The organism is Paenibacillus sp. FSL M7-0134, assembly GCF_038007865.1.
GTDB classification, from domain to species: Bacteria; Bacillota; Bacilli; order Paenibacillales; family Paenibacillaceae; genus Paenibacillus; species Paenibacillus polymyxa_B.
In genome coordinates this window covers 384,934-397,500 of the sequence record NZ_JBBOXV010000001.1, presented here as the reverse complement: position 1 = coordinate 397,500, position 12,567 = coordinate 384,934, and the positions used below count along the sequence as shown (strand labels likewise).

The following is a 12,567-nucleotide window of genomic DNA, read 5'->3' as shown; positions in this document are numbered from 1 at the left end:
ACCCGGAGATAGCTGGTTCTCCCCGAAATAGCTTTAGGGCTAGCCTCGGAAATAGAATCGTGGAGGTAGAGCACTGATTGGGTGCGGGGCCCGCAAGGGTTACCAAGCTCAGTCAAACTCCGAATGCCATAGATTTAGTTCCGGGAGTCAGACAGTGAGTGCTAAGATCCATTGTCGAAAGGGAAACAGCCCAGACCATCAGCTAAGGTCCCCAAGTGTGTGTTAAGTGGGAAAGGATGTGGAGTTGCACAGACAACCAGGATGTTGGCTTAGAAGCAGCCACCATTGAAAGAGTGCGTAATAGCTCACTGGTCGAGTGACTCTGCGCCGAAAATGTAACGGGGCTAAACACACCACCGAAGCTATGGCTTGATGCTTGCATCAGGGGTAGGGGAGCGTTGAATGCGGGTTGAAGGTGTACCGTAAGGAGCGCTGGACTGCATTCAAGTGAGAATGCCGGTATGAGTAACGAAAAGATCTGTGAGAATCAGATCCGCCGAAAGCCTAAGGGTTCCTGAGGAAGGTTCGTCCGCTCAGGGTAAGTCGGGACCTAAGGCGAGGCCGATAGGCGTAGTCGAAGGACAACAGGTCGAAATTCCTGTACCACCGTAATCCGTTATGAGCAATGGGGTGACGCAGTAGGGTAGTGACGCGGACTGATGGATGTCCGTCTAAGCAGTGAGGCTGGTGTGTAGGCAAATCCGCACATCGTAAGGCTGGGCTGTGATGGGGAGCGAAAATTGTAGTAGCGAAGGTCATGATCTCAGACTGCCAAGAAAAGCCTCTAGCCAGGAGAAGGTGCCCGTACCGCAAACCGACACAGGTAGGCGAGAAGAGAATTCTAAGGCGCGCGGAAGAACTCTCGTTAAGGAACTCGGCAAAATGACCCCGTAACTTCGGGAGAAGGGGTGCCTCGGTAGGGTGAATAGCCCGAGGGGGCCGCAGTGAAAAGGCCCAAGCGACTGTTTAGCAAAAACACAGGTCTGTGCGAAGCCGCAAGGCGAAGTATACGGGCTGACGCCTGCCCGGTGCTGGAAGGTTAAGGGGAGTGGTAAGCCTTCGGGCGAAGCTATGAACCGAAGCCCCAGTAAACGGCGGCCGTAACTATAACGGTCCTAAGGTAGCGAAATTCCTTGTCAGGTAAATTCTGACCCGCACGAATGGCGTAACGACTTGGGCGCTGTCTCAACGAGAGATCCGGTGAAATTTTAATACCTGTGAAGATGCAGGTTACCCGCGACAAGACGGAAAGACCCCATGGAGCTTTACTGCAGCTTGATATTGAATTTGGGTACGATCTGTACAGGATAGGTGGGAGCCGTAGAACTTTGAGCGCCAGCTTGAAGGGAGGCATCCTTGGGATACCACCCTGATCGTATCTAGGTTCTAACTTGGTACCGTGATCCGGTGCGAGGACAGTGTCAGGTGGGCAGTTTGACTGGGGCGGTCGCCTCCTAAAGAGTAACGGAGGCGCCCCAAGGTTCCCTCAGAATGGTTGGAAATCATTCGAAGAGTGCAAAGGCAGAAGGGAGCTTGACTGCGAGACCTACAAGTCGAGCAGGGACGAAAGTCGGGCTTAGTGATCCGGTGGTACCGCATGGAAGGGCCATCGCTCAACGGATAAAAGCTACCCTGGGGATAACAGGCTTATCTCCCCCAAGAGTCCACATCGACGGGGAGGTTTGGCACCTCGATGTCGGCTCATCGCATCCTGGGGCTGAAGTAGGTCCCAAGGGTTGGGCTGTTCGCCCATTAAAGCGGTACGCGAGCTGGGTTCAGAACGTCGTGAGACAGTTCGGTCCCTATCTGTCGTGGGCGTAGGAAATTTGAGAGGAGCTGTCCTTAGTACGAGAGGACCGGGATGGACGTACCGCTGGTGTACCAGTTGTTCCGCCAGGAGCACCGCTGGGTAGCTATGTACGGAAGGGATAAGCGCTGAAAGCATCTAAGCGTGAAGCCCCCCTCAAGATGAGATTTCCCAATTAGTAAGACCCCTTGAAGACGACGAGGTAGATAGGTTGGGGGTGGAAGTGCAGTAATGCATGGAGCTGACCAATACTAATCGGTCGAGGGCTTATCCTAAAATAAAACGCAAATAAGTTTCGGATCCAGTTTTCAGGGTGTAACCTTGAAGGTATGTACAAGTGACATATGATAAGCGCATGGCTATTCATTCACACGATAAGTGATGAACCGAATAACCGTACGGTAGAATTTGCACAGCAAATTCATGTTTGGTGGCGATAGCGGAGGGGTTCCACACGTTCCCATCCCGAACACGACCGTTAAGCCCTCCAGCGCCGATGGTACTTGGACCGCAGGGTCCTGGGAGAGTAGGACGTCGCCAAGCAAAAGTGAAAAGGATGATAATCTCAATGAGATTATCATCCTTTTTTTATGTGTTTTTAGATGGCCACCTGCTTCTAAGGTTGACAGAGGGAAGAGGCTTTGCCACACTCTAAGTGTATAATCTTTTTTATGGATGCCCAAGTATACGAGCGAGGTGACGAAGTTATGGAGATCAGACAATTACAACGTGAGGAATTTGAAGCGGCTATTGAATTATCTCAATATGCTTTTCAGTTTACAATGTCCCTGGAGGATCTGGAAAAATCCAAGAAGAAATTCAAACCAAAGCAAACATGGGGAATATTCGACGGACATGACTTGAATGCTAAACTGACTTTGTTACCCCTACAGGTATACATAAACGGTCAGGTTTTTGATATGGGGGGCATTGCTGGTGTGGCAACATGGCCAGAAAAGCGTCGCGGAGGCATGGTGTCACGTTTGTTGACGCATGCGCTTGAAGAAATGAAGTCTGCGGGACAAAGCCTTTCTTTTCTGCATCCATTCTCCTTTGCCTTCTATCGTAAATTTGGATGGGAAACGTATATTGAATATAAAAAGTACGTCATTCCCATTGATAAATTCCCTGCAAAACTTAAAACAGAAGGTACAGTCAAACGCGATGTCAAAGATATTTCAGAACTGGACCAAGTGTATCAAGCGTATGCATCTCGTTATAATGGCACGCTGGTACGAGATAAGGAATGGTGGCAAGAGCGGATTTTAAATGAGAACTATCGAACTGCGGTATATTACTCTGAAACAGGCGATCCTCAGGGATATGCACTATACAAAATTGAAGATAAACAGTTGAATTGTGATGAGTTGGTATATGAAAATGAGACGGCTCGTCGGGCTTTATGGACTTATTTTGCAAATCATGACTCAATGATAGCCCAAGGTAAATTTAATTACGTTCCAGCAGATGACAATCTGCCATTTTTACTCGATGATCCACGAATTCAACAGGAAACTGTGCCTTATTTTATGGGTCGTATTGTGGATGCAGCTGCTTTTATAGAAAGATACCCTTTTGAACAGATTGGAGAAGAAACAAGTTTAACCTTAAATCTGACTGATCGGTATGCTCCATGGAATGATGGATTATGGAGATTAACGATTACTACGGAGGGGCAAGGACATCTGGAGAGAGTGGATATAAGCAATTTATCTGAAAACGCCATAGTAGCTGACTTGAAACTTGGGATTCAGTCACTGACGACTCTGATGCTTGGCTACCAGCAGGCTGATGATCTGTATAAATGGGGGCGTATTGAAGGCAGCAGTGAGTCTGTGTCTGCCCTTAAACGTGTAATACCGGTAAAACAAACGTTCTTATTGGATTTTTTCTGATAAAGGCCCATTTAGTTCTTCTTAGGCTCCATCTTTCAGGGAACATAACTTGTGTGGTTATCATAATTTTCAAAACTCTTTCTGTAATGGGAAGAGTTTTTTTATGGTATTGTATAAAACATAATTAGATTGCGAAAAATGGTATTGACCCCTTGGCAAAAATGAATAATGTGCTATAATATGAATATAGTCAAAGAAAGTCAAAGTCAATCAAGCCTAGTGCGATTCTGTAGAAGTACTATGCTGATGGATTAGCTGTATAAGGTGATTTTGATAGCAAAGAAGTAAATGAGGATCGAAATGATTTGCGTATAGTTAGGAGCTGACTCTTATGAACATAAGAGAAGTGTATGATTAATCGCAAATAAAGGCCACACTAGAGACAAAACGGTACAATTCCAATGGATGTAGATCAGGCAATAGCCTGAATACAGCTTAGATTCGTGACTTTACCGTTTGGTTAAGTTCAATATACGGCGGACTCTGTGGAGCGTGAAATGTACTTGAATACTTGCGTTTCCGTTAGTGGAGGATGATGAAATGCGCAATGTTTCCGATATTATTGAACAATATTTGAAGAGTATATTGCTGGAAAGTCCCCAAGGTTTAGTGGAGATTCAGCGCAATGATCTGGCTGACCGCTTTTCCTGCGTGCCGTCGCAAATTAATTATGTAATTAGCACCCGGTTTACGCTGGAAAAAGGCTATGTGGTGGAAAGTAAACGCGGTGGTGGGGGCTACATTCGTATTCAGCGAATTCAGCTGCCTGCACAGCATGCCATCCATACACATCTTCATCAGAGCATCGGGGAGGAAATAAGCCAATCGGCAGCCGAAGGACTGATTTATCAGTTAGAGGAAGCCCATTTTTTAAGCAAAAGGGAAGCTAATTTAATGAAGGCTGCTTTATCAAGGGATACATTATTACTGAAGCTTCCCTATCGTGATCAACTGCGAGCAAGATTGCTTAAGGCTATGCTGATTTCGTTGCTGGCGACCAAATAGTGTGTGGAAAGAGACTAACGTTTGGATGTAGGGATTGGTATAAATCCTGACATTGAAGGAGGTGCTTTTATGCTGTGCCAAGAATGTAATATGCGGCCGGCAACTTTGCATTTCACCAAAATTGTGAATGGCGAAAAGACAGAGTTTCATATTTGTGAGACGTGTGCCAAGGAAAAAGGGGAGATGATCCCTGGAACACCTAACGGCTTTTCGATTCATAGCTTGTTGTCGGGGATGCTGGATTTTGACTCCAGTACAAAGAGCCAGTCTCCAGGCCACAGTGGTCCGCAGAACCTGCAATGCAAGGATTGTGGCATGACCTATGCACAGTTTAGTAAGCTGGGACGTTTCGGATGCCCGTCGTGCTATCAATATTTTGATAGTCGTCTGGACCCTCTGTTCAAGCGTGTGCATGGCAGTACGAATCATGTTGGTAAAGTTCCGGTTCGCACTGGAGGCCGACTGAAGGTTAAACGGCAAATTGACGATTTGAAAAAAGAGATGCAACAGCATATTGTACAGGAAGAATTTGAATCAGCTGCTGAGCTTAGGGATCAAATCAGAGAGCTTGAAAAAGAAATGACTGAAGAGTAAAGTTTGTGAAGAGTAGGAGGGATGCGTAATGCCCAATATTCGGTTTACGGAGAAGCCGCTAAGTGACTGGATGCGTGGTGATGCTGCGGATTCGGAGATTGTCATTAGCAGCCGGGTGAGAATTGCGCGTAACTTGCAGCATCTGCCTTTTCCCATGCTTGCTACCAATCAGCAGTCGGAAGAAGCACTTCAACGATTGACGGATATCCTTCAGTATGATGATTTAGGCGGTTTTGGTACTTTTCATACGTTGAAAATATCCGAGTTGGATGAGATCGACAAGCAGGTGCTGGTTGAGAAGCATTTGATTAGTCCAAATTTGGCGAACGAATCTCGTAACGGTGCTGTTTTAATTAGCGATGATGAATCGGTTAGTGTTATGATAAACGAAGAGGATCATCTGCGTATCCAGTGCTTATATCCGGGATGTCAGGTTAGGGAAGCTTGGGAACGCGCTATGATTATTGATGATGCATTTGAAGCGCATGTTGATTATGCATTTGATGATCGGAGAGGTTTTCTGACCAGTTGTCCGACGAATGTCGGCACAGGTATGAGAGCTTCGGTGATGATGCATTTGCCTGCATTAGTTATGACTCATCAAATCAATCGTATATTGTCTGCTGTTTCACAGGTAGGTCTTACAGTTCGTGGCATTTACGGTGAAGGCAGCGAAGCGGTCGGAAATTTGTTTCAGGTATCTAATCAGATTACACTGGGACAAACCGAAGCGGAGATTATTGAGAATCTACATGGCGTGGTGCTACAAATTATTGAGCACGAGCGTTCTGCCAGAGAAAGGCTAATGAATGAATCTATGCTGCGAATTACAGATCGGGTGATGCGTTCATTCGGTATTTTGTCATATGCAGCAGTATTGGATTCCAAGGAGGCTGCACAGCGGCTATCCGATGTACGTCTTGGCGTAGATTTAGGGATTTTGGAGCGTCCTTCCACCGCAGCGATGAATGAGCTGAATGTGATGACACAACCCGGGTTCCTGCAAAAAAGCTTTGGGGATAAAATGAATACCGAAGAGCGCGATATGTACCGGGCGAAGCTGATCCGGCAAAAATTAGGCACAACCCTTTAATATATAGAATGATCTGAAATACACACTGTGGAGGTGCAGGATATATGATGTTTGGAAGATTTACGGAACGTGCACAGAAAGTGCTTGCTTTGGCTCAGGAAGAAGCTGTTCGATTGGGACACAACAACATTGGCACAGAGCACATTTTGCTAGGCCTCATTCGTGAAGGTGAAGGAATAGCCGCGAAAGCCTTAATCGGTTTAGGGCTGGGACTGGAAAAAATCCAGGATGAAGTGGAAACGCTGATTGGACGCGGTCAAGAGCAACCGACGAACATTGCCTATACTCCACGCGCCAAAAAAGTCATCGAACTGTCTATGGATGAAGCCCGCAAACTGGGCCATACCTATGTAGGTACAGAACATATTTTGCTTGGTCTTATTCGTGAAGGTGAAGGCGTAGCAGCGCGTGTACTGAACAACTTGGGCATCAGTCTGAACAAAGCGCGTCAGCAAGTGCTTCAATTGCTCGGCAGCAGCGAGGCTGTTTCCAGCCATCACGGTGCTCCAGCTAATGTCAGCACGCCAACTCTGGACAGTCTGGCACGCGATCTGACGGCATCTGCGAAGGAAAACAACCTGGACCCTGTTATTGGGCGTAGCAAGGAAATTGAACGCGTAATTCAGGTGCTCAGCCGCCGTACAAAGAACAATCCGGTTCTGATCGGTGAGCCTGGGGTAGGTAAAACAGCGATTGCCGAAGGATTGGCCCAAAAAATTATAGCAAATGAGATTCCCGAAACGTTACGCGACAAGCGCGTAATGACACTGGATATGGGTTCTGTGGTAGCAGGCACCAAGTATCGTGGTGAATTCGAGGATCGTTTGAAAAAAATTATGGACGAGATTCGTCAAGCGGGTAATATCGTATTGTTCATTGATGAGCTGCATACGCTGATTGGTGCTGGTGGAGCGGAAGGCGCAATTGATGCGTCCAACATCCTTAAGCCTGCTCTGGCACGTGGCGAGCTGCAATGCATCGGTGCGACCACGCTGGATGAATACCGCAAATATATTGAGAAAGATGCTGCTTTGGAGCGTCGTTTTCAACCAATTACAGTGGATCAGCCTTCTCCAGAAGAGGCGATTCAAATCTTGTACGGCCTGCGTGACCGTTACGAAGCGCATCACCGTGTAAAGATCACAGATGAGGCTATTGAAGCGGCTGTAAAATTGTCAGATCGTTATATCACCGACCGCTTCCTGCCAGATAAGGCTATTGACCTTATTGATGAAGCGGGCTCCAAAGTAAGGCTGAATTCTTACACTGTACCGCCAAACCTGAAACAGCTGGAAAACCGTCTGGAAGATATCCGTAAGGAAAAGGATTCAGCGGTACAAAGTCAGGAGTTTGAAAAAGCGGCAGCGTTGCGTGATACAGAGCAAAAAATCCGTGAAGAGCTAGACGTGACGAAAAACCAATGGAAAGAACAACAGGGTCGTACAGATTCTGAAGTTACACCAGAGGATATCGCTCAGGTCGTTGCAATCTGGACAGGTGTTCCAGTCAGCAAGCTGAAAGAGGAAGAAACACACCGCTTGTTGAATATGGAAGAGTTGCTGCATGAGCGGGTAATTGGACAGGATGAAGCAGTTAAGGCAGTAAGCCGGGCGATTCGCCGGGCACGTGCCGGACTGAAAGATCCGAAGCGTCCAATTGGTTCCTTTATTTTCCTCGGCCCAACTGGGGTTGGTAAAACAGAATTGGCACGCGCCTTGGCTGAATCCATGTTTGGAGATGAAAATGCGGTTATCCGTATTGATATGTCCGAATATATGGAGAAGCACTCCACGTCCCGTCTGGTAGGAGCACCTCCAGGGTACGTTGGATATGAAGAAGGCGGTCAGCTGACTGAGAAGGTACGTCGTAAGCCATACTCTGTTGTGTTGCTGGATGAAATTGAAAAAGCACACCCAGAAGTATTCAATATTCTTCTGCAAGTGCTGGAAGATGGTCGTCTAACAGATTCCAAAGGTCGTGTCGTCGATTTCCGTAACACACTCATCATCCTAACATCTAATGTTGGTGCACAGGCGATTAAACGTAACTCCACGCTTGGTTTTACAGCTGTAGTGGACGCTGGGGCGGATTACGATAATATGAAGGGCAAAGTGATGGATGAACTGAAGAAAAGCTTCCGTCCTGAGTTCTTGAACCGGATTGATGAAATTATCGTTTTCCATTCTCTCGAAGAAAAACATATTGCCGAAATTGTGTCACTCATGTCTGAGGAGCTGCGTAAGCGTCTGAATGAGTATGAGGTGGACTTCGAGTTGACAGACAACGCTAAAAAATTCCTTGCCAAGGAAGGCTTTGATCCAGCGTATGGTGCGCGTCCATTGCGTCGTGCAATCCAGAAGCATATTGAAGATCGCCTGTCCGAGGAACTGTTGACTGGCAACATTACTAAGGGTGACTCTCTCTTCATTGATGAGGAGAATGGTGCATTGACTGTAACGAAAAAGGATAATGTATCTGCCAAGTCCTAAAGCAGTTTACTAAATAAATAGTAGAAAAGGGTGTCTCGCAGGCTGGAAAGCTATTGCGAAGACACCCTTTTTATGTATAAAACACGGTGAAATGGTTGGGTAAATGCTTTGGGAAAGTTTGTGATATTGCTTTACGTCCGCCAAGCTTCAATGGTAAACTTTTATTGTTACAGCTCTTTCTGGGCTGTATGAACATAAATTTGACATTATCGTCGTCAATAAGGAGCCCAGGAATAAAGTATGGCTAAAGTGAAAACTAAATTTTCCTGTACGGAATGTGGTTATGAATCGCCCAAATGGTACGGAAAATGTCCTGGATGCCAGGCGTGGAATTCCATGGTCGAAGAAACGGAAAGCGTTGTAAAAACTCAAGGAATGGGGTCTTCCCTTCTTACTCATAGCACAAAAGACAAGCCACTGCCTATTATAGAGGTGGAGAGTGGCAAAGAAACACGAATTTTGACGGGAATTGGCGAATTGAATCGAGTACTCGGTGGAGGTGTGGTGCCGGGTTCACTCGTTTTGGTGGGCGGTGATCCGGGAATCGGTAAATCTACGCTTATGCTGCAAACATCTAATGAGCTAGCTTTAACTGGTTTAAAGGTGCTGTACGTGTCTGGTGAGGAATCTGTCCGTCAAACGAAACTACGTGCAGATCGGCTCGGTGCCTTGTCCCCCAGCCTATACGTATTATGTGAGACGAATTTGGAGACGATTGAAGAAGCGGTGGACAGCTTGAAGCCGGAATTTTTGGTCATCGACTCGATACAGACCGTATATTTGCCTGAGGTGACGAGTGCACCAGGTAGTGTGGCTCAGGTGCGGGAGTGTACTTCACGCTTTATGCGAATTGCCAAGGGGCTAGGTATTGCTACGGTATTGGTAGGACATGTGACCAAGGAAGGGGCCATTGCAGGTCCACGTTTGTTGGAACATATGGTTGATTGTGTGCTTTATTTTGAAGGAGAGCGTCATCATACGTATCGGCTTTTGCGTGCAGTTAAAAACCGTTTCGGTTCTACAAATGAAATTGGTATTTTTGAAATGGCTGAAAGCGGTTTGCGTGAGGTGTCAAATCCTTCTGAACTATTCCTGTCTGAACGACCACTGGGGGTAGCGGGTTCTACTGTTGTAGCCAGTATGGAAGGAACCCGACCTGTATTGGTTGAACTGCAAGCATTGATTGCAGCTACGCATTTTCCATCTCCGCGCCGAATGGGCACAGGAGTCGATCATCATCGAATGGGATTAATCATAGCCGTGCTAGAAAAGCGGATGGGCATGTTTTTGCAAAACCAGGACGCCTATCTCAACGTAGCTGGAGGCGTGAAGTTGGATGAACCGGCGGTGGATTTGGCTATAGCTGTGAGCATTGCTTCCAGCTTTAGGGATGCTCCTACCAAGCCGTACGACGTGATTTTTGGCGAGGTGGGACTGACAGGTGAGGTGCGTGCGGTATCCCGAGCAGAACAGCGAGTACGGGAAGCGGAGAAACTAGGTTTCAAACGGGTGATCATGCCGGAGAAAAGCTTGAAGGGCTGGACACATCCGAAAGGGATTCAAATTATAGGAGTAGGAACGGTGGCAGATGCACTGGCAGCCGCATTAGATTAGGGGGCATTGAGAATGAAAGAAGCGAGCCAACTGGATAAAATGAACGATTTGCTGCGGCTTGTGGCACCGGGAACTCCCTTTCGCGACGGGTTGGAAAACGTTTTGCGTGCCAAAACGGGTGCTCTTCTGGTCGTTGGCTATAGCCCAGAAGTTATGGAAGTGGTGGATGGCGGTTTCTCCATTAATTGTGATTTTTCGCCGAATTATTTGTATGAGTTGGCTAAAATGGACGGCGCAATCATATTGAGCGAGGATTTAAAACGAATTTTATATGCCAATACGCAACTGATTCCGGACTCCTCCATTTCTTCAATTGAAACAGGAATTCGGCACCGGACAGCAGAACGAGTTGCAAAGCAGACTGGCAAACTAGTGGTTTCTATTTCCCAGCGGCGTAATATTATTACCTTGTATCAGGGGACATTACGGTATGCGCTCAAGGAAATCGGGGTTATTTTGACGAAAGCCAATCAGGCTATTCAGACGTTAGAGAAATATAGATCCGTGTTGGGGCAAGCCTCTACGAATTTGACAGCTTCTGAATTTGAAGAGCTGGTTACCATGCCGGAGGTCGTTAATGTCATCCAGCGGATCGAAATGGTGCTGCGCATCAAAATGGAGATCAAACGATTTATTAACGAGCTCGGAAATGAGGGCCGTCTGATTAGTATGCAGATGGAAGAGCTTGTCAGCAACATTGAGGAAGAAGCATGGTTGCTGTATAAGGATTATGCCAAAGACGATAGCGACGAGAAGATTCGTGAAATTATATTGGGACTCAAACGTTCTACGGACGACGAATTGTTGGATGTGAATCATATTGTACGTTTACTAGGCTACCCTTCTTCAGCTGCGACATCAGAAGAGTATATTGCTGCACGCGGCTATCGGGTACTGAACAAGATACCGCGTTTGCCGAATGTGATTATTCATAATCTGGTGGAGCGGTTTGGACGTTTTCCGCATGTCATGACAGCAACGATAGAAGAACTGGATGAAGTGGATGGTATTGGAGAGGTTCGTGCGCGTACGATTAAAGAAGGTCTTAAACGTTTGCAGGAACAAGTTTTCATTGACAGGCAAATGTAAATGTAATACAGTGAAAGGATTATAATGGAACAATTCATACATTGAGGTGAAGAGATGATTACCAAATCAATTCCGAACATGTGTACCTTAGGTAACTTGTTTCTCGGAATGATCGCCATTTTATTGGCTGTAGACGGAAAATACAGTCTTGCCGCTATTATGGTTATTGTCGCCATGTTGTTGGACGGACTGGATGGAAGGATGGCCCGGGTCCTGAATGCCCAAAGCGAATTCGGTAAAGAACTGGACTCCTTATCAGATATGATATCTTTTGGTGTTGCTCCCGCAGTTATTATGTACATGGTTGCTTTTCATGATGCGAATTCGGCTCTCGCTTGGACGGTTACTGCCATTTTCCCGATGTGCGGAGCGTTGCGTTTGGCTCGATTTAACGTACGTCCTGGTGTACCAGGTTATTTTACGGGTTTGCCAATTCCGGCAGCAGGTGGGGTATTAGCGACTTTGTCCTTATTCCATAACGATATTTCATTGTTATACATGTCGATTGCCATGTTGCTGGTTTCTTATTTGATGGTCAGCTCCATGAGATATCCTAATTTTAAAAAGGTCGGCCTCCCAAAAAAAGCGATCTGGGTTGCTCCATGGGTCGTAATTGCAGCGGTGGTGTTGGCTGTTAAATTCCCTGACCAGCTGTCGAAGCTGATTTTTGTACCGCTGGTGCTGTATGCATTGTATGGCATGAAGCTGAACATTCGTAAGCTGTCACGCAGACGTGGACGTGGTCGGGAGCGTTCCAGTCAGGAAGAACAGGACGATCAATATCGTCATTCACAGCGTTAGTATCAAGCAAGAATAAGAATAAGCATTTATTTCCTTGAAGCATTTCAGGGAGATAAATGCTTTTTTTTATGCATAAAAAGTGAAAATACAGGGTTAGTTATGTTGGAAATGGATCATACTGGTAAGAGAAATGCTATGTATCCAATAAATAGCAGACTATATGAAAAGAAAATAAAGGAG

8 protein-coding genes and 2 rRNA genes (1 of these 10 only partly in view) are annotated in these 12,567 nt (G+C 46.4%); all 10 read left to right on the top strand.

Features of this window, described 5'->3' with window-relative positions:
* Window positions 1-2,082: ribosomal RNA gene (locus NSQ58_RS01755) — 23S ribosomal RNA — on the top strand; it begins 842 nt to the left of the window's first position.
* Between the two features lie 151 nt (window positions 2,083-2,233).
* Window positions 2,234-2,350: ribosomal RNA gene (gene rrf, locus NSQ58_RS01750) — 5S ribosomal RNA — on the top strand.
* Window positions 2,351-2,514: 164 nt separating this feature from the next.
* Window positions 2,515-3,702, top strand: coding sequence for a GNAT family N-acetyltransferase (locus NSQ58_RS01745; protein ID WP_340857635.1), 1,188 nt, complete (start codon window positions 2,515-2,517; stop codon window positions 3,700-3,702).
* A gap of 540 nt (window positions 3,703-4,242) precedes the next feature.
* Window positions 4,243-4,707, top strand: a complete 465-nt coding sequence (locus NSQ58_RS01740; RefSeq protein WP_013312188.1) for a CtsR family transcriptional regulator — start codon at window positions 4,243-4,245, stop codon at window positions 4,705-4,707.
* 69 nt (window positions 4,708-4,776) lie between these two features.
* Complete coding sequence (locus NSQ58_RS01735; RefSeq protein ID WP_023990574.1) at window positions 4,777-5,301, top strand: UvrB/UvrC motif-containing protein; 525 nt, start codon at window positions 4,777-4,779, stop codon at window positions 5,299-5,301.
* Between the two features lie 28 nt (window positions 5,302-5,329).
* A complete protein-coding gene (locus NSQ58_RS01730) occupies window positions 5,330-6,394 on the top strand; it encodes a protein arginine kinase (RefSeq protein ID WP_071558181.1) in 1,065 nt (354 codons plus the stop codon).
* A gap of 44 nt (window positions 6,395-6,438) precedes the next feature.
* Window positions 6,439-8,883: an ATP-dependent protease ATP-binding subunit ClpC gene (gene clpC / locus NSQ58_RS01725; RefSeq protein WP_023990572.1), complete on the top strand. Its 2,445-nt coding sequence runs from the start codon at window positions 6,439-6,441 to the stop codon at window positions 8,881-8,883.
* 240 nt (window positions 8,884-9,123) lie between these two features.
* Entirely contained in the window at window positions 9,124-10,497 is a 1,374-nt protein-coding gene (radA, locus tag NSQ58_RS01720) for a DNA repair protein RadA (RefSeq protein WP_013312184.1), read from the top strand.
* A gap of 12 nt (window positions 10,498-10,509) precedes the next feature.
* On the top strand, window positions 10,510-11,586 hold the full coding sequence (disA, locus tag NSQ58_RS01715) for a DNA integrity scanning diadenylate cyclase DisA (RefSeq protein WP_013373290.1): 1,077 nt from the start codon (window positions 10,510-10,512) through the stop codon (window positions 11,584-11,586).
* 54 nt (window positions 11,587-11,640) lie between these two features.
* Window positions 11,641-12,387, top strand: coding sequence for a CDP-diacylglycerol--serine O-phosphatidyltransferase (gene pssA / locus NSQ58_RS01710; protein WP_023990570.1), 747 nt, complete (start codon window positions 11,641-11,643; stop codon window positions 12,385-12,387).
* Window positions 12,388-12,567 lie beyond the last annotated feature (180 nt).